Here is a 26058-nt window from a genome sequence, read left to right as displayed (position 1 = left end):
GCTAAAATAACAAAAGCGGCCAGGAGCCGCTTCTATTATTTGATATTTGTTTTGGGATTAGTTATTTCCCCGTCCGCCCATTCTGTTTGCCATGGCAGCTTTTCTTTCTTCCTGATAAGCAGCAAATGCTTTTTTCTGATCGTCAGTTAACACTGCATTGATCTTTGTATTGCTCTCCTGCATCATTGACATCATTTTGGTACGCATCGCTTTTCTGTCTTCACCTGCATCTTCACGCGCTTTGGTCATTTGTGTGTTCTGGTCCAGAAGGATTGTTTTTACTTTAGTTTGCTGATCTGCTGTAAGTGCCAGTTTTTCGGTCAGCTGAGTAGTCATTTTAGTAGCCCGTTCTTCCGGGGTACCCATCATTTTTCCAACTTGTGCATGTGCAAATGTTATCGTACTGAATAACATGCCGCAAATAATCAATAATTTTTTCATAAGAATCTTTTTAAGTTTTGAGGACTGAATAATTCCAGATCCTGTTTAAGCTTTGTTTTCAGAATAGAGTGAAAAAATTGGGGAAGGTTTAAACGGTTATAAAAATTATTTGCCGGAATCAGCCGCAGAAGGATTTGCATCGAACCACTTTCCCTGTATCTTCAAAACTTTTTCGATCACGTCCCTGACAGCGGTTTTTCCTCCCTTATAGGGAGAAATATAACTGCAAACTGCTTTAATATCAGATGAAGCATCTGCAGGGCAGGTGGCAACGCCAACCAGCTTCATCACATTCAGGTCTGGAATATCATCACCCATGTACAATGCCTCAGCGGCATCGATACTGTATATATCAAGATAATGATTAAAGATCTGGACTTTATCGGATACCCCCAGATATACATCGGGTATGCCCAGTCCGGCAAAACGTTTTGCCATCGCCTGTCCGTTTCCGCCGGAGATAATGCATACGTGGTAACCCTTTTTGACCGCCAGCTGTAAAGCATACCCGTCCTTGATATTAAAAGTGCGCAGGAGCTCTCCGGATTCCGAAGCGAGCACATCGCCGGTAGTCAGCACTCCGTCCACATCAAAGATGAAGGTGGTAATTTCTTTTAGTTTTTGCAGCAGCATCGCCTGACTCTCAATTGATAAATATTCATAATGGTTCCCAAAAATAAGAAGCAAAAACGGTAATTCTGTTATCGCTGTGCTTTTTTAATGCTATTGCTAAGCAATTCATAAATGTGATGCAGCTCTGGCGAGTCCTTCAGCAAATCCAGGTGTTTGCGCATGGTTTCTTCATCGCCCCTTACCGCAGGCCCGGTTTGTACTTCTGCCGCTGAGGCATATTGTATTTTTGCTGCAGTCTCCGTGATCAGCGGTTTGAGCAGGTCAAACTTCAGCTGGTGCTGTGCCAGTAACTGACTGCTCAAATGGTAGAGGTGGTTGCTGAAATTACAGGCAAAAACGGCCGCAAGATGTAGTATTTTACGCTGTTCACTGCTCACTTCAGCAACTTCATGACTGAGCAGCTGTGCGATAGCAGCTATTTTTTCGAGGCTCTCCGGGCGGTCGGCCTCTATGCAAAAAGGTACTTTCTTAAGGTCTATTGCTTTGGTTTTAGAGAAGGTTTGTAGCGGATACAATACACCATATCCGCTTCCCGCGCCAGCGAGGGTATCCATTGCTGTTGCCCCGGAAGTATGCACCACAATACCCTTTACGCCTTTCAGATGGGTTGCGACTGTCTCAATGGCGTCATCCTTAACAGCGATGACATAACAATCTGCGGAGCGGTCCAGCTCCTCCCAGCTTTGAATGGGCTTTGCTTTGGTCAGTGCCGCAAGAATCTCGGCATTCTTGCTGTCCTGACTCCATACCTGCACGATTTCGGCGCCCATCGCCTTAAAAGCGATAGCCAGGTGTGTTGCCACATTTCCTGAACCAATGCAGACGATGTTCATTTTTAGGCCGACTTAATTTCTTTTTGTCTTCTGACGATAGAGATCAGGAACCCGATCACCATTACGATCAGTCCTACCCAATACAGGTTAATGAAAGGGAATTCAATGGATTTAAATACCACCCAGTCTTTTGCCTGCTGAGGTTTTTCAAACACCTGTAATTCCACTTTTTTCTGTTCAGGAAGTATTTTAGTAAATCTTACCCTTAGTCCCAGATCAGTAATATTACGGGCAAAATCGAAAGTATTGTTACCTTTTACCAGGAAGATCGGCTCAGTCTTATAGATCTTGCCATTCAGGTCAATATCCAGCGGAAGCCCCACTGCAAGGTCACCCTTTTCCAGGGCCAGGCTTTTTGCCGTAGGCTTAAAGTTAAGGCCCTTTACCGTGATGATCCCACTACTGGTATGCAGCGTATCACCTTCACTTACATTGACGATCCTTGGTTTTTTATAGTTCGTTTCATCACTTTCTGCATCCATTTCACCATGTGATTCCTTTTTATCAGGAGCACTGGTAATGTGGGTATATACATCGTATGTGAGGTAATGTTTGGTATCAGGAGAAGCGATCAGCCCCATTTTTTCATTGATCTGAATTCTTGGGTTCAGGTCAAAATTCTCTTTCATTTTACCTGACTGCTCATCAAAAACTTTGAAGTTCAGGTTATAATAGGTATTGGGTGCTATCGTAGTATCGCTGGTGTACGTCACTGTAAAACGGCCCATCTTCTTCGGCTCATTTTTGTAGAGCACGATGTTTTCGCCGGGTTTATCAGCCTTTTCAAAATCCTTTACAGGAATAAAATTGGAGGCATTAAGGGAGATTGGCTTGTTTGTAGCCGCCGCAACCAGTGCTCCGACCAGTAATAAAGCAAAACCAATGTGGGCCACTGCAGCACCAACCAATTTGCCCTTACCTGATACACCCTGCGACAATACGCGGGCATTGGATAGGATGGCAAACATACAACTGAATGAAAGCAGGATATAGATCAGGTTATTGTATACGTCAGTCACAAACACGAAACCTGCGGTAACAACCAAGGCAATAATAATGGTGGCGATCAGGCTGCTGTAGAATTTACGGGCATCTGTACGTTTATATTTCAGGAACTGTGAGAAACCTGAGATCAGCGTGACCAGGATGGCAAACGGCGCCTGCCACTGGTTGTAATATTTTACGGCATCTATAGGCGGGGCAAAATTGGTACCGAATGCTTTGTTAAATACCGGAACCGAAGTAGAGAAGATCACCTGTATACAGGCTACAGTAACTACCAGTGCACCGATGAACATCCAGAACTCCCTTGAATAGGTTTCTTCGTCTTTATTGGTGATAGGCAATTCTTTCCAGCGGATTGCAATCAGGACCACCGGGATAATCAGGAATACCACGTTAAAGAATACCAGCTGGCCAAACATTCCAAGATCTGTAAAAGCATGAACAGATGTTTCACCGAGGATACCGCTTCGGGTTAAGAAAGAGGCGTAGAGCACAAGGATAAAACTGATCAGCACCAATGCGATGGAAGTAAAAAAAGCGTGACCGGTATTTTTAAATGCGATCATCACGTGCAGGGCACCGATTAAGGTAAGCCATGGAATTAATGAAGCATTCTCTACAGGGTCCCATGCCCAGAAGCCACCAAAGTTCAGTGCTTCATATGCCCAGAAGGACCCCATGATAATTCCTGTTCCCAATACCATTACGGCAAACAGCACCCATGGCATGGCGGGTTTTACCCATTCTTTATATCTCCTTGTCCATAAGCCTGCAATCACATAGGCAAAAGGCACTACCATACTGGCGAAACCAAGAAATAAAGTAGGCGGGTGAATTACCATCCAGTAGTTTTGCAGCAAAGGATTGAGTCCTCTTCCGTCGGTAATAAATTTTAAATAGTTTTTAAAGTTCTCTGCATCGGCGAATACCACCGGGGCCATATCCTTCAGGTTAACGGCATCCCTTAACAGGATAAAAGGAGAACTTCCTACGCGGTAATGAAAAATTTCTATCCCCAGTAACATAGAAGTAAGGAATACCTGGGAGAAAGCAATAACGGTTAGTACAGGGCTTTCCCATGATTTGGCTTTCCAGATCAGGATGGTTCCCAAAATAGACTGCCAGAATGCCCAAAGCCAGAAGCTTCCCTCCTGTCCTTCCCAGAATGCAGAAACAATATAATATACGGGCAGTGATTTTGAGGAATGCGAATACACGTAATAGTATTCGTTATAATGATCCAGGATCAAATAAAATAATGTCCCTCCGATAGCGATGATACTGATGAAATTGACCAGAAATCCAATTCTGCCCAGCCTTTGCCAGGATTGATCAGTGAGGTCTTTATTGCGTGTAGCGAAGAAATACGAAATAGTTGAAAGTAGCGAAGCTGCAAATGCTAAAACAATAAAAAACTGCCCAACTTTACCGGGAAGGAGAGATTCTCCTGTGAATTGTATGTTCATTAAAATTATTTGTATTTTTTTTCTTGTCCGTCCTGCATAGCCTGTCCGTCCTTATTCATATCCCTTCCATTCATCTCAATAACCTTTCCGTCCTTGCCAATGGCTTTTCCGTCTTTGTTAATCTCCACAATATCATTGTTGTACTTAGAAGGGCACTTCATCAATATTTTAGAAGCAAGAAAAGTATCATGATTCATTTTTCCTATCAATACCAATTTTTCAGACCGTTCAAAATCCGCCGGTTTGGTTCCACTGTAAATCACCTTTTTAATATCTCCTTTTTCATCCTTCATGTAAAAAGAAAAGTGGTTGGCATCTTTAAAGGCATCATAAAAAGTTCCTTTTTCTTTAACCCAATGCCCCATTACGTGAAACTCCCTGGAGTCTTTAGCAGCCTCGGTAAAGGAAGAGTAATTGCTTGTATCAGCATTTAAGCTTACCAGGAAACATACGCAGATCGCAATTGTAATTAAGCCAATAATTGCACTTTTTTTCATTAGAATATATTTGTTTTTTTAGCGGTTATGAAGCTACTGCGAGCATTTTCATCGCTGTTTGTGAATTGCATGCTCTTAGTGGTTTCATCGGTAAATATTTGTTTTTTTCAGTTGTCTTTCTTGTTTTTGGTCTTCAACCTGCCTCCGGTGGTTAATGATCACGGGAGTTAAAATTTGGCAAATGTCAGTTTCTCTGTAAAACAAATTTTAAGAACGCACAAAGATAAAAAATATAAGCACGGAATGCCCTTTGGACACAGTCTAATACTTTAGATGACAATATATTGATAGTAGGCTGACATAAAAATTACAGAAATTCGGCAACGCACACCAATCGGAAGAAGATGCCCCTATTTAAGGTATTCTGTTTTAATCAATTGAGGGAGTTCTTCTCTTACATGCATCACTTTTGGTTCAGATACGTTTCTGATATAAGGGTTCCATGTATTTCGTTCATAATAATTCTGATGTGAACTTTCTGCGGGATAAAAGATCTTAAATGGCTCCATTTCGGTGACAAAGCTATCCTTATAATACTTTGCAGCTTCCATCTCAGACATCACCTTACCAATCGCCTTTAATTCCTGGGGCGTCCGGTAAAACGCTATCGACCTGTATTCGGAGCCCATATCAGGCCCCTGCCTGTTCAGCTCTGTAGGGTCATGGGCAATAAAAAAAGCTTTTAGCAATTGCTCATATGAAATCACCGACGGATCATAATACACCTGTACAGACTCGGCATGTCCTGTTTGCCCGCCTCCAACTTCGTCATAATTGGGATTTTGTGTGATCCCGCCTGCATATCCACTGATGGCGGTATGTATTCCCTTCAGCTGGATCAGACTTTCCTGCATTGCCCAGAAACAGCCCCCGGCAAAGGTTGCCACGGCCTCAGTTGGGGCCGGTTGAGGTAAAACGGCAAATCCATTGTTACTGGCTATCTTCTGCTGGGTAGTGCGACCCGTACCGGAACATGCGCTGAGCAGCAGCATGACCGGCAATAAAAAAATACCTATTCTCATTTTCGTTAGTTTTTTAACCCACCCGGGGTTCGTTATACAATATACGAAACAGAGAAGGGGTGGTTTTTAACCCGAATGTCATTTTGATTGGCGGTAACTAAGGCGATAACAAAAATGACCCTGCATCCATACTATTTCCCTGAAACGCCTGCCAAGCCATCATGCTACAGATAATTTTCAGAAAAAAGGAGTCTCACTTTCGGTGCTGCCTGCGCTTCAGCAGCAGGCAGCACCGAAAGTGAGACTCCTTTTTTTCAGCTAAGCCAGGATCAGCTTAAGAAAGCTGACTTCGCTCAGTAAACCTGGATTAGTTATACCAGCCTTATGGCCAGATACCAAGGTTCATATAAGAAACTGCAATCTTGTCGATCGAACCTACAAAAGCAGCTGTCCTCAACGTTTGGATACCCGGTTTTGTTACCAGTGTTTCCCTGATCTCATGATAAGAATGGATCATCGTATCTTCCAGTCCTGAATTTACAAGTTCCAGCTCAGAAGCACCTTTAACAATCATTAAACGGTGCTCAGATGGAATACTTTGTCCGGTTAAACTTTCCAGCGTATTGATCAGGTTAGCATTGGAGTTCTCCGCATAACGTTTTTCCATACGGCCAAAAGCTACGTGTGAAAGGTTTTTCAGCCATTCGAAATACGATACTGTAACCCCACCGGCATTGCAATACATATCAGGGATGATGATCCCTCCCATTTCGGTAAAGATCTCTTCTGCTTCCGGCGTACAAGGTCCGTTGGCACCTTCAGCAATAATTCTGGCTTTAATATTTCTGACGTTATGAACCGTGATCTGGTTCTCCAAAGCTGCAGGAACCAGGATGTCGCAAGGCTGTTCAAGGCCTTCCATAGAGTTTTTAAATTCTGTCGCTCCCGGAAATCCAAGGATTGAACCTGTCAGCTTACGGTGTGCGAACACTTCATCTACATTCAGCCCGTTCGCGTTATAAATTGCGCCTTCATACTCACAGAGACCAACAACGGTAGCGCCGAATTCGGCCAGGAATTTTGCAGAGTGGTAGCCTACATTACCTAAGCCCTGTACGATTACCCTTTTATCTCCCAAACCAGCCTGAAAGCCGATCTTCTGCATATCTTCAGTGACCCTTACACATTCTCTGACTGCATACGCCACACCACGTCCCGTTGCTTCTTTACGACCGCGGATGCCATGCAGGGCAATTGGTTTACCGGTAACACAACCCAGCGCATCAAGCTGCCCGGGGTTCATAGTCATATAAGTGTCTGCGATCCAGCTCATTTCACGCTCACCAGACCCATAGTCAGGTGCAGGAACATCAATGCCGGGACCGATGAAATTCTTTTTGATTAATTCTGTGGTATAGCGGCGGGTAATATTTTCCAGCTCGCCGGTAGTATAATTTTTTGGGGTAATTTTAATCCCGCCTTTGGCGCCGCCAAAAGGAACATTTACAATTGCGCATTTGTAAGTCATCAGTGCAGCCAAAGCCATGACCTCGTCCTCATTAACCATCTCACTGTAGCGTATTCCTCCTTTGGTAGGGCTCATGTGATGAGAGTGTTCCACACGCCATGCATCAATTACTTCAAATCCGTTTCCTCTGCGAATGGGAAACTGGAAGCGATAGACACTGTTACAAGCTTTGATCTGGGTTAGTAGTCCTTCGGGGTGACCGGTGAATTGTGCTGCGTTGTCAAAATTCTTACAGACGTCTGTAAAAAAAGTTGTCTCGTTTGCTGTAGTAGCCATTATATTTGGTTTTTTTTTATTTAAATGAATTAGTTAAAATTCCTTATGGCTGCAAAATTGCACTAAAAAAAATGATTAATACAAATAAATAATTGCTTAGTGTATGCGACACACAGGTCACATTTTTCAGCAAAAACCCTTATTTAACGCTTTAAAACGAGATTTTTATCTTAAGATTTTTTTTCCAGTTTTTTTAATCTTCTTTCAATGGAGAAGAGAAAGAACAGCAGTCCGAGCAGAATTATGGTCACGCAGGTAACCACAACATAAATTTTTTCCGATCCGGCCAGCGTATCTGCAATTGCAGAACCTTCGCCCTGCGCAAACAACTGCAGTGTAACCATTAACATCAGGACAGTAGTAATTAATTTCTTCATGGTTATATCTGTTTGTTTTTTTCTAAAGAAGACACTCTGAAAAGTATGCTGTATATCCAGCATCCTATTAATATCCAGCCCAGGCAGGCCGGATAAAACACCATTCTCATATGGCTGTCCAGGTCATAGGCATTAAAGCCCGGGTTCCCGCCGTTACCGGGATGCAGTGAATCTGACAACCTCGGCAGCACAAAAAGAAGTACTACCATCATCGGGAAAGCGAAAATATTGTAGATGGCCGAGATTTTGGCCCTTTTCTGTTCTTCGTCGATGGCATTTCTGAGCACCAGGTAGGCGAAATACAGCAGTAATGCAATGGCGGCGAAATTTTGTTTCACATCAAAACTCCAGGCCTGTCCCCAGGTAAACCGTGCCCAGACAGCACCGGTGATAATGCCCAGTATCCCGAATACAATCCCCGCGTTAATACTTTGAACCGACTTCAGATCGTCATCCTGCTGATTACTGCTGAGGTATTTAATACTGTGAACTACCGATATACTGAAAAGTATAATCATGCTGAACCACATCGGTACATGGAAATATAAGTTTCTAATACTTTGATGCAATATAGGTAATGGGGGCACTGAAGCCAGGAAACCAGCTATTGTAGAGTAGGTTACCAGTACTGCCCCTAAAATTTTCCACCAGGATTTATACATTTATTTCAGATTTAGATTGCTACCAAACAGGCCGTGTATTACTCAGGCCAGTTTAAATTGCGGATTCAAAGTTAATAAAGCTTTATATATTTTGTTCAATTATTGTAAATCCCTTAGTCGCGCCATAAATAAGGAAACAGCAGCAGGGAGAATGCGCCAACCAACACATTGATGATCAGCAGCGTAGCTATTTCATCCAGGCTTACGCTCCTGTCCAGCCCATCCACAGCATTTTTACTCAGCTTAATGAGCATGATGATCACGGGAATGATCACGGGGAAACTTAAGATCGCCATGAGCATACCTCCGTTTCCCGCTTTAGAGGCTATTGCAGAAATCATGGTAAAGATCGTGGAAAAACTCAGGCTTCCGAGGATGGTTGCCAGAATGTACAACCCCATATCCTGCGGAACATAATCAAACACAAGCGTATAAAATGCAAGGGCGATCAGTGTGACCAGCAGCATTAAAAAAACGTTATAAATGGTTTTGGAGATGATCAGCGCCAGCGGACTGGCAATGGTATAGATATACAGCTGCCTTCCCTTACTTTCCTGAAGGAAACTTTTGGAGACCGTGTTGATGGATGCGAAAAGCATAATGATCCAGAACAGTGCGTTCCAGGTGACACCTTTTAGAGACACAAAAGAAAGAAAACACACAAAGACAGTCGATACCACATACAGTACCACACCATTCAGGGCATATTTCGACCGCCATTCCAGCAGTAACTCTTTGCCAATTAAAAATTTTACTTCTTTTATCAACTGCATTTCAGGACAAAGATAATTTTATGGTTCGTTTTTTTATGCTGTGGCATACATTTGAAAGCCCAATTCAGGATATTATTGTATTGCCATGATAAATGAGTACTAAACTTCTGAACCGGGCTGCAGTACAGGAACAGGTTTCCTTACCGTCATCAGCGCCAGTACACCGGCAAGAATGACCAGCCATCCCCACCTGTATTTTACCATGCCCGCAGCCAGATTGATCAGTTTCTTAAAATGAATGAAGCTAAAGAAATCGTGCGACTTTAGCCATACGGCACAAAGTGTAAGGATAATCCAGATCAGACCGGCCCAGCCGGAAAAACGCATCAAACCGCTTTTATTAAAATAAGACGCCGCTAAACCCAACACAACGATGAAATAAAATACTGTTCCCAGAACCGGATCAATTTGAAAATAGTTCCAGTTGCCCATAAATGTCACATGTACCAAAGGGCACATCCCGCCTGCCGCCATGACGATAGCACCTACAACACCCTGAATTCTCATAGAAAAAAGCTTAATTAGATTACAATTATGCCTTTGCAGGCTTAAAAGATGGCGAATTTAAATATTTAGAAAGTATTACACAATTATTTCAGCGGTCTGCAGTGATGACAGTCTACCTCAGCTCTTTTGCCTTATACATCCTCCTGTCCACGTCACTTACAGAAAAATACCCCTGCGAATTTCCTGAAATATTCCCGTTAACATTTACAGGCACGCTGGAAAACAAGCCGTTCCAGTCTGTTTCCAGGAAAACACCATATAAATATTTTGCGTATCCCTCTGAAATGGAAATTTTAAAAATCGTCACCACATCTTCGGCCCCCAATGTAAAGTTGCGTTTAAGATTAGTTAGCGGATACAGGGAATTCGGGGAACCCAGAAAATGGGTATAGTTGTAATATTGCGTCAGCATAAATTTTGAGGGGTCCCATTTTGGGATCGCCCCATAGCAGATCCACCATTTATTCGGGTTCAGATAGCCGAAGGTATGTTTGGGGATGGTACCGTTGTATTGTGCGTCAGCTGTTTTGCTGACAGCAAGGGGCAAATAGTCATCATTGATATTTACCACTTGCCTCAGGGTATCAACTGCGGTATAAGTTTTGCCCTTATAAACAATTGTAAGCCGGTATGCCTGGTTATAATTGGGGCTCCTGGTATTGGCGGCAGAATAGACGCCGGCCTCCGCTGTTTCCTTAAAAACCAGATCGGCCCTGCCGTCATTTACCGTTACGACGGCATTCCTGATCGCAGCAGGCAGAGAGTCGGGGTTTAGGGCAGGTTTTGTCAAACGGATATACTGGTCACGATAAAATGTATTTATCCCCCCTTCCACAGTAATATCATATATTTTTCCGGGAGCCCGGAATTCAATTTCCTCATTGCTTTTCTTGCAGGCACCGGCGAAAGCCGCCAGTATACATAATACAAAAATATAACGTACTGGGTTCATATTAAATTTTAAAGCGATAAGCAACCCAGGGATAAAACCCGAAGGCATATTCAAGCGTACTTTTTTGTGGTTGGGTTGAATCGGTACTCAAGTGGTAATATAGCGGATTTTTCCGGTTATAGAGGTTATAGGTTCCAATAGAAAGGACGCTGTTCAACACACGTTTTTTTGATAACCTTGATGTAATCTGGTACTGCCCGGAAATATCCAGCCTGCTGAAATCCGGAAACCTGGATGTATTCCTGCCCTCAAATATAGGCACATTGATCCCGTCATGCTGGTAATAACCTGTCGGAAGTGTCAGCGGTCTTCCGGTGGAATAGGTGAAAAAAGATTGTACAGAAAGCTTTTTGGTGAAATTGTACGTCACAGTAGCTTTCATCTCATGAGGGATATCATAATTGGCAGCAAACGTTTTCCCATCATTTATTCCCGGTATGGTACGGAACACCCTTGCATAGGTATACGCCAGAGTGGCGCTGAACTTCGCTCCTGTGGTTTTGATCTCTGCCTCAATACCGGAGGCCTTTGAGGAACCTGCTTCAAGCTGATTTCTGATGTCAGGGTTCTGGATGATCTGTGCATGGCCCGCCAGATCGAGTTGCTGATACAATCTTTTGAGGTAGGCGTTCACTGAAAATGAAAACTGCTCCTGTACATACCAGTATCCGCCGGAGAAATAATCAATGTGCTGGGGTTTGATCGTTGATGAGGCCGGTATCCATGGTTCCAGCGAAGAAAATGCGAGTGTGCTGTTCTGTATCAGCTGTAAATACTGGTAACTACGGTTGTAGGTAATGGAGAAACGCTGTTTGGAGGCGACGAGGTAACTCAGGTTTAACCTGGGTTCCGGGTTTAAAAACGTCTGATGGTCATCCTGTTTCAGGCGGTTCCCTGCCTGGTCGAAAATATCGAGCCGTTCTTCTGCATTTTTAAAAAGGCTGATCCGCAATCCGTAATTCAATTCAAAATGTTTACCGAGGGAGATTTGCTGATTGTAATAAAGGGCAGATTCCAGGGAACGGTCTTTCGCAATATTGAATTCATCGCTTGCTGAGTTGTTTGTTTCACCGGGAATAAACCGGTGGTAGGTACTGATCATGCCAAACTTGATCAGATTTTCCGGGGTGTTGTAATAGGTAAAGTCGGCCTTTAAGGTCAGGTCCTTCACTCCTGTTCTCCATTGGCTTTTTTTAGAAAGCGTGTCCGCATTAAGGTCGAGCAGGTTACTGTAATTGCTGTATATGGCCGAAAAGTTCATAAATACCCTTGAGTTAAACAGGTGGTTCCAGCGTAAAGTAGAGGTAATATTGCCCCAGTTATTGGCAAATGAATTATCAGACAGCAGGTGATCTTCCCCGCCATAAATTGAGTAGTAAAGGTTGTTCCTGGTGTTTAGTTTATAGTTTGCCTTGGCATTGATATCATAATAAACAGAGCTTGGGTTAAACAGCTTAAACCGGCTGTGAAAAACATCAAGCAGACTTCTTCTGAATGCGATAATAAATGAACTTTTGTCTTTTACGATAGGGCCTTCAGCGGAAATCCGGGCAGACATCAGGCTGATTCCCCCGTTGACATGAAACTCCTTATTATTGCCCTCTGCCATGCGGTTTTCGATCACTGAAGAAAGCCTGCCCCCATAATTAGCAGGGATAAAATCTTTATATACCTGCACGTTATTGATGGCATCAGGATTAAAGACAGACACCAGGCCATACAGGTGTGAGGGATTGTAAATCACGGCTTCGTCCAGCAAAATAAGATTTTGATCAGAATTACCACCCCTGATAAATAAGCCGGAACTGCCTTCGGAAATCGCCTTGATACCATTTTGCATTTGCAGCGCCTTAACGGCATCAGACTCTCCCGCATAATAAGCGAGGCGGTTCAGCTGCCTGGGTGTGAAGTTTTGTTCATTCAGCAGCAGGGGGTCTGGTGTAACGGGCTGCCTGATGGTTACTTCAGAAAGATTATTGGTCTCTACTGAAAGTTCAACTTCGATCTGCTCATCCTCAGTGAGGTTCAGCGGTATATTTTTTGTCTGGTAACCCAAATTTGAAATATGGAGTTCGTAATTTCCTTCAGGGATATTCAATGCATAAAAGCCATATTGGTTGGTCAGTACGCCCACTTTCAGTTCGGGGATAAATACGGTTGCGCCAATCAGCACTTCACCATTGGAGCGGTCGGACACATGCCCATGCACTGTTCTTTTTTCAGGTTTAACCTCAGTAATAACAATATCTTTTCCAACAAGCGCAAAAGTGAAATGCGTGCCGCTGAAGATTTTTTGCAATACCGTTCCCAAAGGAGTTCTTACTACATTTATATCCTCTACCCTGTAGTTTCTCAACAGATCAGGATTAAAGGAAAAGCTGGATCCGGTCTTTTTCTGCAGCTTTAACAACACAGTGATCAAAGAATCTGGTGGAAGATGGATACTGACCTGTTTATCCAGCGGGCCGGACTGCTGTGCATAGAGTTGAGTTGTCTGCAGTATCACAACGAATAAAAGGAATGCGATCACACGCTTCAGCATACCCTTAATTCCCGGATAAGATATAGCCGCTCTTTGAATTCGTTAATTTACATTGTAAAGTAGCAGCGATAACGTTTAACGCACTATCCGGGGTCTGGTAATGTAAGTGGGCAGTGAGTTTTTTTCTTTTCAGGTCATTACCATTTACAGAGATCGGTGTATGGTAAGCTTTACTCAGCTGCCTGGTCACCTCTTTTAGGGGAGTTTCCACAAAGACAAAGTCTTTGTCTGCCCAGGCTTTATAATTTACATCCTGGTTTTTTTGGACGATCAACTCTCCTGTCAAAGAGGAATAACGGCCTGTTGTCCCACCTGTTAATAGAATTGACTGGTTGTCAGCGATTTTCTTTAACGCTACTTTTCCTTCTTCCACGGTAAGCGTAATGTTTCGCTGATCTTTAATAATATTAAAGCTTGTGCCGATATCCCTGGCCTGTAATTTATCAAGATCTACCACAAAAGGGTACCGGTCATCATGTTTTACCCTCACAAAAACTTCACCGTCAAGTAATTCAAGCATTCGGTCGGTATTGAAGTCCCTTCCGATATACCTGACCGAAGCACCTGCATTCAGATCCAGCTGTGTACCATCAGGAAGGAACACTGTTTTCAGGGCTGCATTTGGCGCATTTGACACAACAATATACTTTGTATGGTCAATAAAATAATAACCGATAGAAAATATCAGCAATATTGATGCGGCCACGCTTAACCATGTCCTCAGGTTCTTGCTGATGAAGGGCTTATGGAAGCCCAGCTGATCGATCTTTTTGTCCAGTATATCCCATGATTCTTCAGGGGTATAAGCCTGCATTTCGTACAGCTTATCTATATTCTGCTGAATCCTGACAAATTCATGGTAGGTATCTTCATTGGCCGGATTCAGGGTACGCCAGTTGTCCAGCAACCGTTTTTTTTCCGGGCTGATCTGCTCATCCAGCTCATCAATGATCAGTGAGTAAATAAATTCTTCATTGGTATCAAACTCTTCCATTTTTTTATTTTTAGTGCCGCAGGTATTCAAATAAGATAAATGCGGCCAGCCATAATTGCGGGTTCTGGTTTTCCAGGTGCTCGCGTATTTTGTGGAAACCATAGGTCAGATGGTTTTTAACCGTTTTCACCGATATCTGCATCTGATCAGCGATCTCCTGTTGTTTCATTTTCCCGAAACGGCTTAAATACATCACCTCCCTGCATTTCGGAGGTAAGATATCAATCGCATTTTCTACACTGGTTAACAAAGCTTCCTGCCGTTCAGTTTCATCATTTTCCAACCCATTAGTCGTATTGATCTTCATATAAGCTGCTTGTTTCTCATTCTCATTTTTTTCCTTTTTAATAAAGTTGAGCGATGAATTTACAACTGCCTTATATAAATAACTCTTTATTGTATATTGAATATTTATTTGATCTGCTTTTTTCCAGATCATTAAAAACACATCATGCACAATTTCTTCAGCAGCGGGTGCATACCGTACATAACGGAAGGCAACTGCAAATAAAGGCCTGTAATATTCCTTATATAAAGATTCAAATACACTTTTCTCACGGTTCCTTATGGCATTTACAATTTCCTGCTCCTTACTGTTCATTCCGGTCATTGCTGCTTCAAAGTAACGCTGCCGGATATCTCAGGTGCCGTTGAGCCCGTACCTATTGCTACAAACCATAGGCCTTTAAGCAGGTTTCGCTCTTGTAAAGGCGTCAGTTTCAAAGATCCGCCTATAGGTTGTTTTAATTCAACAGTCCCTCCATTTTTATAAATCTCTTTTATAAGTTCACCCGCAGTGCCCTTAACACCGCTTCGCAACGTAATCAAAGAAGCATTAATATTCTTATATTCAATTGAATATAAGAATATTTTACTTTGTTCATCATAAAATCCTTTCAATACTCCTGTACCTTCAGATGTTGAATTCGTCCCTTTTTGATCTATCCTTGCTGTAACTATATATGTCCTGACAGGCGGTTCAATTCTGGCATCCTCCGCTGGCTGCTGCTTTTTGCACGATAATATGCAGAAAAGTATCAGAAGCACAGCCGGGAAAATATAAAACCTATTCTTTTTTAACCCCATTTATTTAAAAACAAGAGGCTAAATTACTAAATAGAGTTTAGAAGATGTTGAACATTTTTACGCTTACAACCCCATATTCTATGGTTCGCTGACGGTAGAAATTTTTGTAATAACCACGCAAAAAAAATAAAATTGAACGACCAATTACAGCGGTAATCCAGCTGATATCTTCTATGAGTTCATGTGCGGCAATTTCCCTGTTCTGCTCAAATATCTGTGCCTTGGCAATAGTAAGTGCCCGTGTGTAGGGTTTATAAATATGTTTAACCGAATTACGGTCCAGTACATACTGCGGGGCTGACAAACAGTAATTCTCGCCCTTCAGATAATGGAAATCATGGAAGTGATAAAACACAAGATCGAAATTATCGCCGGATGCAAGCGCTGTACCCGTTATATGTTTCCCGCTGTGCATGAAGTTATATTGCTGAACATTCCAGGGTGCTACGCCACCGCCCAGGTATTGCAGCACATGAATGCAGTCAAAACGGCTAAGCCAGTCATCAAGGTATTTCTGGTCCCCAAATTTATTGTCTTCCATCCTGTTGAAGCACCATTCGATGCAGGCATCCACCCACCAGTTCAGCACTTCCAAACCTGCGGCAGTACTTTTGAAGGTAACAAACTGTACACAGTAAATTCCGCTGGTTGATGTCTGGTCGTAACCGGGCGTATACCTGTGTTCAGTAATCAGGACCGATTTTTCAGCCATCTCTGCAACCAGTACGCCGGGATCACTAAAGAAAAGCAGATCTGCATCAACATAAGTGCAGTGGTCCAGATTAAATTCTTCGATGCAATATTTGATCGTCGAGGAAGCGCAGGTCCAGCAGTACTCTCCGGCCGTACGCCCGTCCTTAATGGCCAGTAACCTTTCGTTTTCAAAGGCCTGCAGGCTGATGACCGTAACATGCTCCAATTCCATTGCTGACAGCAGGTCATAACTGTTACCGTCAAACGCGAAGATATACAGATGGAAGCTTTCGCATTCCTGTTTCAGCGAATTGTACATGGCCAATCCGCGTGTGAGATAGGTAGTGTTAAATAAAGTACAAAATTTAAGCATGCAGAGATTGATTAATGAGGTAAAATCCTTTGTTGAAGCCGGTTGGCTGATGGTCTATGAACATGACTGACTCGCCGTTTACGTAGGGCGGCAACTCACATATGATCCGGTAGTTGGCATTGAAATGGCTTAGAAAACCATCTGTATTGAAAAACCATGAAGGGTAAGAGGCTTCGTAAATTTCCGGCGGTACGGTTTGTAAGGTGATCCTGTCTTGTTCACCATGATGAAATGCAGTACGGTCGAACACGATAAAATCGATAGGATAACCAGCTAGTTTTTCCAGAAACTGGTGCGGTGCTGACAGGTATTGGGCAGAGCTGGACAACAGGATGAGATCAATCTTTTTTTCCTGCAGGCAATCTTCAATGGAAAAGTAGAATTTCAGGTGGTCATCTTCAAAATTCTCTTTGCCACAATTTACGTAGTGCTCCTGTTCAACAATATTCCAGCTGGCACAGCTGTCCTGGTCAATGAAATCTTTAACTTGATAGTATGTGCTACCGAGGGAGCCACCAAAATCAAGGATATGAAGGGGCCGCTTAAGCAGTGCAGCACTGCAAAGCAGACAGGAAATTAAGGGGAATGGGTATTCTTTGTCGGCAAAAATCACGGAATCCCGTTCATATACAGCGGTTCCGTTTTTTACCTGCAGCAGTGCGTCCCTGGTTTTGGCAAGGATATTGGCAGAATCGTACCCGCATGCTACTGCTGCAGCATCTTCCCAGGAGGTATAATTTCCAAACCAGCCATACTTGATTTTTTTATGTTTTGAGGGGAAGAGTTTAAACATGAGACCTTATCGATTTTCATGTTCATGACAACCGTTTATCCAAAAGGTCCTATAAGGAATTGAAATTTATAAAATAAAATTTGTGTAAAATAAAAAAGGATTCCATTGCTGAAATCCTGATTTTCTATAAAAATAAGAAATGGGTTATTTACCCATGTCTATTCCCATTTTATCCGCAAAATGTGCACAGTAATCGCGCAGGTCTTCAATGATCAGTTTTTCACCGGTTGCTTTCAGAAAGCTATCTCCCATGGTCTGCAAAGTTTCATAGAAAAACCTTTTCATCTCATCAACAGGCATATCTTTAGTCCAGAGGTCTATACGCATTGAATTTTTATAGTTATGGTCCCACAGCGCAAGCATCATCGATTTCACCGGAACTTTCTCCTGTGTTTCTGCATCTGTAGATTCCCACATCAGGTTCTCTGGGACATTGTTGTCATCTAACTCAACTGTTATTTTAATTTCTGCTGTCTTCATTAATTTTTGTATTCAGGAGCTTGCAAGCCCGGGTTATTTAAGCGTTTTATTTTAGAAATTTAAGCAACAGTGATCTTTAAGATCACCATTAAAACTACGGTAAATACGATAAAAGCACATTCTACCACCCATAAGTTTCGGAGCAAAGGTATGAACTTCCTGAAAATCAAGTCTGAAATGAAAGCAATAATTGCAGCTAAGAAACATAGTCCGGTAAGCAGTCCGTTCAGTCCTTTTTGCAGGGAAAGCGCCTGACTGGGACTAAATAGCATCAGCAGTGCCAGTACCAGGCAGCCTGAGGTCACTATATTTAAAGGTGTTAGTTTCAAGCTTACGATTTTTTAAATTTCCTCTTCTTCCAGGCCGGTGTTTTATCAGTTTTCTTTTTGGCAGCAGCAGCAGCCGAAGCGGCTATGGCGGCGGCATGTTTCTTCTCATGGAAGGCCCCTTTAAAGTCAGGATCGTCTTTCCGTTTCTGGGTATCGATCTCCCTGGCAATATACTGGCGTTCTTCATAAGGTGTTTCTTCCACAAAAACTTCTTCCGGCAGGGGAACCACAGGAATACTTTGGCGCATCAGTTTTTCAATCTTCCTGATGTAATACTTTTCTGCTTCTGTACAGAAAGTCAGCGCATCGCCTTTTGCATAGGCTCTTCCTGTACGGCCGATACGGTGCACATAATCTTCAATGATGATCGGCACATCGAAGTTGATCACGTGGCTCACTTCAGCAACGTCAATTCCCCTGGAGGCCACATCTGTAGCTACCAGTACGCGCAGGTTTCCTTCTTTGAAAGCGGCGATCGAGTTGATCCTGGTGTTCTGCCCTTTATTGGCGTGGATTACCCTAACGGCTTCCGGGCCGAACCGGCGCTCGATGAAGCTGAAAATATTATCTGCTACAGTTTTGGTTTTACAGAAGATCATCAGTCTTTTAAAATCGACGTCATTTTTCAGCAGGTGCTGCAGCAGGTTGATCTTGGTTTTAAAGTTCGGTACCTCATACAGCACCTGGGTAACGGTTTGTGCCGGAGTGGCCTGCTCCCCTACTTCGATGATTGTAGGGTTTTTCAGAAAATCACCCGCGATCTTGTGTACCAGTTCACTCATTGTTGCCGAGAAAAGCAGGTTCTGCCTTCTTCGCGGCACCACTTCCAGTATCCTGTGGATAGAGCCGATAAAGCCCATATCCATCATTTTATCTGCTTCATCCAGTACCAGGAATTTCAGGTACTGGGTGTTGATGTGCCCTGAAAGGTAGATATCCAGGAAACGTCCGGGTGTAGCAATAATAATATCCACACCGGCTTTGATCTGTTCGATCTGCGTTTTCGGCCCTATTCCGCCGAATACAACAACGGAACGGAGGTCTGTATATTTTGAGAATATTTTTACATGTTCAGCGATCTGCATGGCCAGCTCACGCGTTGGCGCGAGGATCAATGCACGTGCAGCATCACCCTGTGCATATTTTAACTGCATCAATATCGGCAGCACATAAGCCGCCGTTTTACCGGTTCCTGTTTCAGCGATACCAAAAATATCCTGGCCGGATAAAACCGGTGCAATTGCTTTTTCCTGTATTGGCGTAGCAACTGTAAAGCCTGCATCAGCAACAGCATTTAAAATCTGCCTGTTCAGGTTAAATTCTTCGAATGTTTTCGACATTTTGCAAATATACTATAATCTATATTAGCTAAGCGTAAAAACACCACTGAAGCGGTTTGCAAAATCCGGGAGTCATGAAATGCAGGTTTGCAAGTTTGCAAACCTGCATTTCAGATCAGCAGCCAATCAGGCTGAGATTGGTTTTCAACAAAGCAGCATTTGATTCTTCAAACTTCTTTTCAAACAAATTGACGTGTTTCAGCTTATTCAGACTTTTATCAATCTTGACAGCGGATTGTGTACCCAGATGACCAAAACCCAGATTATAAAGATCTGGTAAGGCCTCATCGAATATTTTATATTGTACGACCTTTTCAATAAGCCCATTTTAACCTTCACTAATAAATTTATATTCAGAATTGTCTATTGATGCCCGTACATCTTTATAACGTTCGCTGTCCATCGTACCATTTAAATTAAATCACAAGACAAACATAATAATTTAAATGAAATATTAAAAACCAAATATTAATTTTTAATTTCTATTAAATTAACTTTAATCTAATAACATTGAAATAACTAAAATCATATGCCGCATTTAGCAAAAGCCTAACACATCATCTTATTTAATCCGTCTCCATCTGAACATTTGATTAAAAAGTTCATAGATTTGACAATATGAAAACCATCCTTATCAAAGGCGCAACCCTTGTCAACGAAGGCAAAACAGTTGTTGCGGATGTCTATATCAAAGACGGATTTATTGATGAAATCAACCCGCAGATCAGCAGGAAAGCAGATCAGGAGATCAATGCAGATGGCCTCCACCTGTTGCCCGGCATGATTGATGACCAGGTCCATTTCCGCGAACCGGGTTTAACCCATAAAGCAGATATCTTTTCTGAAAGCATGGCTGCCGTTGCCGGCGGAATCACTTCCTTCATGGAAATGCCCAATACCGTTCCCAATACGTTAACACAGAAGCTGCTGGCCGATAAATACGCCATCGCTTCAGAAATGTCGCTTGCCAACTATTCGTTTTTCATGGGCGCCTCCAACAATAACATTGAAGAAGTCCTGAAAACTGATCCTGCCAATGTTTGCGGGATCAAAGTATTTATGGGCTCCTCCACAGGGAATATGCTGGTAGACAACGAGCAGGTGCTTGAAAACATCTTCAGCCAGGCACCGATGCTGGTGGCCACCCATTGCGAAGATGAGCTGACCATTCAGCGGAATATGGCAGCTTTCAAAGAAAGGTACGGGGATCACATCACGATAGAGATGCATCCGCTGATCCGCTCCGCAGAAGCATGTTATACCTCCTCCTCTCTTGCAGTATCCCTGGCAAAAAAATACAATACCCGCCTTCATATCCTGCATATCTCCACCGCAATGGAAGTGGGAATATTTGATGCCCTTACCCCTTTAAAAGACAAAAGGATCACTGCAGAAGCCTGTGTGCATCACCTCTGGTTTGATGACAGGGATTATGCCGACAAAGGAAACCTGATCAAATGGAACCCAGCCGTGAAAACGCTGGCCGACAAGGAAGCCATTCTTAAAGGCCTGCTGGATGGCCATATTGATATCATTGCTACAGATCATGCCCCGCACACGATAGAAGAAAAAGCACTGCCTTACTTACAGGCGCCTTCAGGCGGCCCGCTGGTACAGCACGCTTTACCCGCTTTACTGGAAATGTATCACCAGGGCAAGCTCAGACTCGAACAGATCGTGGAAAAAACAGCGCACAATGTGGCCACCTGCTTCCAGATTGACAGACGGGGGTTCATCAGGGAAGGTTACTGGGCTGATCTTGTACTCGTGGCACTAAATGACCCGGTTAAGGTAACAAAAGCCAATATCTTATACAAATGCGGCTGGTCACCTTTCGAGGGACAAACCTTTCAGGCAGAGATCACACATACCTTTATCTCGGGCAACCTGGCTTACCAGAAAGGCAAGTTCATGACCAATGAAACAGGAAAAAGACTGGCTTTCAACAGATAGATGAATCCCGCGATCCGAAAAAAATTCCTGCAGCTGGGCATATTGTTCAGCATCGCGCTGCTGATCTTCCTTTTCGGACTGAGCAGCAATGCAGTGGAATATCTGTATTCCGACGGTTTTTACCAGTTTTCTTCGGTCGCACAGCGTCTCATCAGCAGTCTTATCCCTTTTGCACTGGGAGATTTCCTGTATGCACTATTGGTCATATTCTGCCTATGGTCAGTTTTTAAAGTCATAAAGCAGGCCGCCGGCAAGCAGTTAAGCCAGGCAGCCATTCTCAGCACTGTATTACAGTTGGTCAATTTCTCATTGATCCTCTATATCACATTTAAGGTACTGTGGGGTTTAAATTATTCCCGGCCATCCATCTCAGTACGACTGGGCATCAGCGACAAGGTGTATACCACAAAGGACCTGGTGCTGCTGGGTGATTTTCTGGTCAAAAAGGTAAATGCCGCAGAAGTAAAACGCAAAAAAAAGAAATACACGGTTACAGAACTGAAAGATCAGTCTGAATCTGCTTACGCTAAACTGGCCCTGCAAAATCCATTTTTCAGCTACCGCAGCCCTTCAGTGAAACCGGTGATGTTTAGCTGGCTGGTCAGCAAAACAGGCATCGAAGGTTATTACTGCCCGCTTTCCGGCGAAGCCAATGTGAATATGAGGCTCCCCTATATGGATCTCCCATTTGTTACTGCCCACGAAATATCACATACCCTGGGCATTGCACGTGAGGATGAAGCCAACCTGATCGGCTACCTGGTGAGCATTAATAGTTCTGATGTTAATTTCCAGTATTCGGGATATTATAATATCCTGAGAAGTGTGCTGTTTGAGATCAGGATGAAGGAGCCCGAAGAATTTGCACAACTGATGAAAAAGATCAATGCCGGCACATTGGCTGATTTTAAGGAAGAACAGGAGTTCTGGAAGCAATACAATGGGGATATGTCTGCCTATATGGGCACTGCCTTGGATAAATTCCTGAAGATCAATAATCAGAAAAAAGGGACTGACAGCTATCAGGATATTGTATTATGGGTGTTTAACCTGCACAAACAGGAAATGCAGGCGAAGCGGGGCAAAACATTACAACCTTAAAACAAAAGAACATTAAAACATTCCTAAATTTGCTCTCATGGCAAAGATATCGATTAACCTGGCTACAGGTACATTACAGCAACCAGAGATCATTGTTGGTATTGATTTAGGAACGACCAACAGCCTTGTTGCTTTTATTGACCCTGACAAAAACCCGAAAGTGATCAATGATACAGGCAAAGGCCTCCTGGTTCCTTCAATCGTGCATTTCAATGCTGCCGGTGTTCCACTGGTGGGGAATGAGGCCAGGGAATTTCTGATTACTGATCCGGCAAACACTATATTTTCAGTGAAACGCCTGCTCGGCCGCTCCTATAAGGATGTTGCTGAAAAACAGGATACGTTTTCCTATAAACTGATTGACGACAATAATGATTCATTGGTAAAGATACAGGCTGGCGATAAATTCTATACGCCTATTGAATTGTCGGCCGAGATCTTAAAAGAATTAAGAAAGCGGGCAGAACATGCATTGAAAACCCCTGTGAACAGGGCGGTAATCACTGTACCTGCCTATTTTAATGATAGCCAGCGACAGGCAACGAGAGATGCAGGCAGGCTGGCCGGACTGGATGTACTGCGGATCGTCAATGAGCCCACCGCGGCAAGTCTGGCTTACGGCATCGGCCTGGACCCTGCCGAGCAAAAAACAATTGCTGTGTATGACCTTGGCGGAGGAACGTTTGACGTTTCCATACTAGCCATTCAGAACGGTATTTTTGAAGTTCTGTCCACCAACGGAAATACCTTCCTCGGCGGAGATGACTTTGACCGGGCAATTGTTCATTACTGGATTGAAAATAACAAACTGGACACCGCAGTCCTAAAGGCTGACAATATTCTGATGCAGCAGCTACGCCTTAAAGCTGAAGAAGCCAAAAAAGCCCTGAGCAGCCAGAACCTGTTCAACGAAAAGCTGGGCGACATCTGGTGTACGCTGGATAAGCAAACTTTTGAACAGCTGATTGCCTCTAAAGTTGCCGGGACGCTGAATTCATGCAAACAAGCCCTGGCAGATGCTAACTTAACAGTTAAGGATATCGACGACGTGATAATGGCAGGTGGTTCTACCCGCACACCTTATGTAAAAGCACAGGTGGCGGCATTCTTTGGCCGCCCGCCACATGATCACATCAATCCTGATGAGGTGGTTGCCCTTGGTGCAGCCATACAGGCCGATATCCTTGCCGGTAACCGTCCGGATATCCTTTTGCTGGATGTAACCCCGCTTTCACTGGGAATTGAAACCACTGGCGGATTAATGGATGTAATCATTCCCAGAAATGCAAAAGTACCTGCCAAAGCAGGCAGGCAATACACCACCTCTGTTGATGGCCAGGTAAATATGAAGATCTCTGTCTTCCAGGGAGAGCGCGGCCCGGTAAAGGAAAACCGGAAACTTGCCGAATTTGAGCTGAAAGGCATTCCTCCGATGCCCGCCGCAGTTCCTAAAGTTCATATCAACTTTGTGCTGAATGCAGACGGGATCTTGACCGTGCAGGCTACTGAACTGCGTTCGGGTGTGAAACAGGAAATAGATATCAGGCCGAGTTATGGCCTTACGGACAGCGTTACCCATGCCGAATCAGAGGTCACACAAAGAATGCTGATCGAAGCAAGAGCAGCAGGTGAACAACTCTTATTTACTGCAGAGCAGTTTATCGGCAGGAATAAATACCTGTTGAATTCGATGGAACTGAATGAAACCAAACTGCAGACCGGGGCGCTGAAACAGGCACTGCTTTCAGGTAATAAGGACCTTATCCTTAAAAAATCCGCTGAGCTGAACGAGTTTACCCGCCCTTTTGCGGAGCGCTTAATGGAAGAGGCTGTTGCACAGGCCATGAGAGGAAAAAAGACAGATTAATTACCAACATATTGCCTCCCGGCATTAGTTTAAGCAAATGAAAAGGACTTTCATTTGCTTAACATTTCTGGCAGCCGGGCTCCTCAGCTGCTCCTGGGGTTTCTTTGCCCACATGCAGATCAATCACCTGGCTGTTTTCACCGTTCCTTCAGGAATGACCAGGTTCTATAAGTACAACATAGACTATATCACCAATCATTCTACCGATCCGGATAAACGCCGTTACGCCGATACGGCAGAAGCACCGGGGCATTACCTGGATACTGAAGTATATGAAACGGTGGTGGACAGTATCCCCCGAAAATGGGAAGATGCAGTAAAAAAGTACGGAAGAAAAAAACTATATAAAAATGGTATTCTCCCCTGGCAGATCCAGCGCAGCTATTACAAGCTGGTCAATGCTTTTAAACAAAGGGATTCTGCCAGGATACTGATCAACTCCACTTACCTTGGCCACTATCTCAGTGATGCCCATGTTCCTTTGCATACCAGCGAAAATCATGACGGGCAACTCAGCAATCAGAAAGGCATCCATGGCTTCTGGGAAAGCCGACTGCCGGAACTGTTCTCAGAAAAGTACAATTTCCTCGTGGGAAGGGCTGTTTATATTCAGGACCCGCTCAAAGAAGCGTGGAAGATCATTGCGCATACCCACAGTCTCGCTGACAGCACGCTAACGGTAGAGTCTCATCTAAACCATATTTTCCCTTCCTATCGCAAATACGGCTACACCAAACGAAACGGACAGGTAACGAAACAGTATTCATTTGAATATTCAAATGAATACCATAACCGGTTAAACCATATGGTGGAAAAACAGATGCGTGCGGCAATTCTGGCAGTGGGTTCCTACTGGTATTCCGCATGGGTTGATGCAGGCCAGCCAACCCTGGAAAACATGCATGGTGTTAAACAACCTCTTTACTTTTGAACATAGATTTTACGGCTGCAAAAACTACAGGTGCAAAAGTAACAATGGCGATGAACGCAATAACTGCTGAGAAGTTGTTTTTGATAATCGGAATCTGACCCATCAAAAAGCCCGCAAAAAGCAACGTAGCAATCCAGGCTATTCCTCCGAGTACATTAAAATAGGTGAATTTACCGAAGGGCATTTTTGCCACACCGGCAACAAAAGGGGCAATTGTTCTGATAATCGGTAAGAAACGGCTGAAGATGATCGCCTTGCCCCCATGTTTTTCAAAGAACATGTGCGATTTATTATAATATTCAAGCTTCAGTATCTTGTTGTTCTCTTTGAAAACCTGAACACCGAAAAACATTCCCAGGCGGTAATTCAGGCTATTGCCTAATATACCTGCGGCAGTCAACAGAAAGAACATCAACCAGATATCCAATCCGGTTCCGCCCTTCGCGATCAGCGCACCCACAGCAAACAGCATCGAGTCACCCGGCAAAAATGGCGTTACCACAAATCCGGTTTCGGCAAAGATGACAAGAAATAAAATAAGGTAGGTCCAGGTCTGGTAGCTACTTACGAGTTTAACTAGTTCTACATCTGTATGCAGAATAAATTGTATGAGCTGATTAATGATATCCATAGGTAGTATCTTGCTTATAAAAAAACGTCATTA

At 43.5% G+C, this 26058-nt stretch carries 26 protein-coding genes; 4 read left to right on the top strand and 22 right to left on the bottom strand.

What is annotated here, in order from left to right:
- Positions 1 to 57: 57 nt before the first annotated feature.
- The 21 genes from BLW16_RS19565 to BLW16_RS19465 form a co-directional block, all read right to left on the bottom strand.
- A complete protein-coding gene (locus BLW16_RS19565) occupies positions 58 to 441 on the bottom strand; it encodes a hypothetical protein (protein WP_090559567.1) in 384 nt (127 codons plus the stop codon).
- 105 nt (positions 442 to 546) lie between these two features.
- A complete protein-coding gene (locus BLW16_RS19560) occupies positions 547 to 1128 on the bottom strand; it encodes a KdsC family phosphatase (protein WP_317039983.1) in 582 nt (193 codons plus the stop codon).
- 14 nt (positions 1129 to 1142) lie between these two features.
- Positions 1143 to 1907: a Rossmann-like and DUF2520 domain-containing protein gene (locus tag BLW16_RS19555; protein ID WP_090559565.1), complete on the bottom strand. Its 765-nt coding sequence runs from the start codon at positions 1905 to 1907 to the stop codon at positions 1143 to 1145.
- Between the two features lie 2 nt (positions 1908 to 1909).
- Positions 1910 to 4378, bottom strand: coding sequence for a heme lyase CcmF/NrfE family subunit (locus BLW16_RS19550; RefSeq protein WP_090559564.1), 2469 nt, complete (start codon positions 4376 to 4378; stop codon positions 1910 to 1912).
- Positions 4379 to 4383: 5 nt separating this feature from the next.
- Positions 4384 to 4875, bottom strand: a complete 492-nt coding sequence (locus BLW16_RS19545) for a cytochrome c maturation protein CcmE domain-containing protein (protein ID WP_090559563.1) — start codon at positions 4873 to 4875, stop codon at positions 4384 to 4386.
- Positions 4876 to 5225: 350 nt separating this feature from the next.
- Positions 5226 to 5897: a peptide-methionine (S)-S-oxide reductase MsrA gene (gene msrA / locus BLW16_RS19540; protein ID WP_090559562.1), complete on the bottom strand. Its 672-nt coding sequence runs from the start codon at positions 5895 to 5897 to the stop codon at positions 5226 to 5228.
- A 322-nt stretch (positions 5898 to 6219) separates the two neighbouring features.
- Positions 6220 to 7641, bottom strand: coding sequence for a Glu/Leu/Phe/Val family dehydrogenase (locus BLW16_RS19535; RefSeq protein WP_090559561.1), 1422 nt, complete (start codon positions 7639 to 7641; stop codon positions 6220 to 6222).
- Between the two features lie 170 nt (positions 7642 to 7811).
- A complete protein-coding gene (locus BLW16_RS19530) occupies positions 7812 to 8018 on the bottom strand; it encodes a CcmD family protein (protein ID WP_090559560.1) in 207 nt (68 codons plus the stop codon).
- Positions 8019 to 8020: 2 nt separating this feature from the next.
- Positions 8021 to 8680, bottom strand: coding sequence for a cytochrome c biogenesis protein CcsA (gene ccsA, locus BLW16_RS19525; RefSeq protein WP_090559559.1), 660 nt, complete (start codon positions 8678 to 8680; stop codon positions 8021 to 8023).
- Between the two features lie 113 nt (positions 8681 to 8793).
- Positions 8794 to 9453 carry a heme exporter protein CcmB gene (locus BLW16_RS19520; RefSeq protein WP_090559558.1) on the bottom strand — a complete coding sequence of 220 codons (660 nt, stop codon included), beginning with the start codon at positions 9451 to 9453 and terminating at the stop codon, positions 8794 to 8796.
- Between the two features lie 99 nt (positions 9454 to 9552).
- Positions 9553 to 9960: a hypothetical protein gene (locus BLW16_RS19515; RefSeq protein WP_090559557.1), complete on the bottom strand. Its 408-nt coding sequence runs from the start codon at positions 9958 to 9960 to the stop codon at positions 9553 to 9555.
- A gap of 112 nt (positions 9961 to 10072) precedes the next feature.
- Positions 10073 to 10912, bottom strand: a complete 840-nt coding sequence (locus tag BLW16_RS19510) for a hypothetical protein (RefSeq protein WP_090559556.1) — start codon at positions 10910 to 10912, stop codon at positions 10073 to 10075.
- 1 nt (position 10913) lies between these two features.
- Positions 10914 to 13454 (bottom strand): TonB-dependent receptor, encoded by a 2541-nt coding sequence (locus tag BLW16_RS19505; RefSeq protein WP_090559555.1) that lies wholly within the window; start codon positions 13452 to 13454, stop codon positions 10914 to 10916.
- Between the two features lie 4 nt (positions 13455 to 13458).
- Positions 13459 to 14448: a FecR family protein gene (locus tag BLW16_RS19500; protein WP_175470650.1), complete on the bottom strand. Its 990-nt coding sequence runs from the start codon at positions 14446 to 14448 to the stop codon at positions 13459 to 13461.
- Positions 14449 to 14458: 10 nt separating this feature from the next.
- On the bottom strand, positions 14459 to 15049 hold the full coding sequence (locus BLW16_RS19495) for an RNA polymerase sigma factor (protein ID WP_245735392.1): 591 nt from the start codon (positions 15047 to 15049) through the stop codon (positions 14459 to 14461).
- A gap of 5 nt (positions 15050 to 15054) precedes the next feature.
- Positions 15055 to 15534, bottom strand: coding sequence for a hypothetical protein (locus BLW16_RS19490; RefSeq protein ID WP_090559552.1), 480 nt, complete (start codon positions 15532 to 15534; stop codon positions 15055 to 15057).
- 37 nt (positions 15535 to 15571) lie between these two features.
- Positions 15572 to 16600 (bottom strand): glycosyl transferase, encoded by a 1029-nt coding sequence (locus BLW16_RS19485; RefSeq protein ID WP_175470649.1) that lies wholly within the window; start codon positions 16598 to 16600, stop codon positions 15572 to 15574.
- Positions 16593 to 17393 (bottom strand): TIGR04325 family methyltransferase, encoded by an 801-nt coding sequence (locus tag BLW16_RS19480; protein WP_090559551.1) that lies wholly within the window; start codon positions 17391 to 17393, stop codon positions 16593 to 16595. Before BLW16_RS19480 ends, BLW16_RS19485 begins: the two co-directional genes overlap by 8 nt.
- 144 nt (positions 17394 to 17537) lie before the next feature.
- Complete coding sequence (gene gldC, locus BLW16_RS19475; RefSeq protein WP_090559550.1) at positions 17538 to 17873, bottom strand: gliding motility protein GldC; 336 nt, start codon at positions 17871 to 17873, stop codon at positions 17538 to 17540.
- Positions 17874 to 17932: 59 nt separating this feature from the next.
- Entirely contained in the window at positions 17933 to 18202 is a 270-nt protein-coding gene (locus BLW16_RS19470; protein WP_090559549.1) for a hypothetical protein, read from the bottom strand.
- A 2-nt stretch (positions 18203 to 18204) separates the two neighbouring features.
- Positions 18205 to 19542: a DEAD/DEAH box helicase gene (locus BLW16_RS19465; protein ID WP_090559548.1), complete on the bottom strand. Its 1338-nt coding sequence runs from the start codon at positions 19540 to 19542 to the stop codon at positions 18205 to 18207.
- 618 nt (positions 19543 to 20160) lie between these two features.
- Here BLW16_RS19465 and BLW16_RS19460 point away from each other — a divergent pair.
- The 4 genes from BLW16_RS19460 to BLW16_RS19445 are packed head-to-tail and all read left to right on the top strand — an operon-like array spanning position 20161 to position 25394.
- Complete coding sequence (locus BLW16_RS19460) at positions 20161 to 21495, top strand: dihydroorotase (protein ID WP_090559547.1); 1335 nt, start codon at positions 20161 to 20163, stop codon at positions 21493 to 21495.
- Positions 21496 to 22596 carry a DUF3810 domain-containing protein gene (locus tag BLW16_RS19455; protein ID WP_090559546.1) on the top strand — a complete coding sequence of 367 codons (1101 nt, stop codon included), beginning with the start codon at positions 21496 to 21498 and terminating at the stop codon, positions 22594 to 22596.
- Between the two features lie 37 nt (positions 22597 to 22633).
- The gene (gene hscA, locus BLW16_RS19450; RefSeq protein ID WP_090559545.1) at positions 22634 to 24463 is read left to right on the top strand and encodes a Fe-S protein assembly chaperone HscA; all 1830 of its coding nucleotides are present in this window, start codon (positions 22634 to 22636) and stop codon (positions 24461 to 24463) included.
- Positions 24464 to 24500: 37 nt separating this feature from the next.
- Entirely contained in the window at positions 24501 to 25394 is an 894-nt protein-coding gene (locus tag BLW16_RS19445) for a zinc dependent phospholipase C family protein (RefSeq protein ID WP_139298360.1), read from the top strand.
- On the opposite strand, the gene BLW16_RS19440 is transcribed toward BLW16_RS19445, so the two are convergent.
- The gene (locus BLW16_RS19440; RefSeq protein WP_090559544.1) at positions 25372 to 26025 is read right to left on the bottom strand and encodes a VTT domain-containing protein; all 654 of its coding nucleotides are present in this window, start codon (positions 26023 to 26025) and stop codon (positions 25372 to 25374) included. The two genes, BLW16_RS19445 and BLW16_RS19440, sit on opposite strands and share 23 nt — an antisense overlap.
- Between the last annotated feature and the right edge of the window lie 33 nt (positions 26026 to 26058).

The sequence above is a fragment of the Pedobacter hartonius genome, assembly GCF_900107535.1.
Classification (GTDB): domain Bacteria; phylum Bacteroidota; class Bacteroidia; order Sphingobacteriales; family Sphingobacteriaceae; genus Pedobacter; species Pedobacter hartonius.
This window is presented reverse-complemented; position numbering and strand designations above follow the sequence as displayed.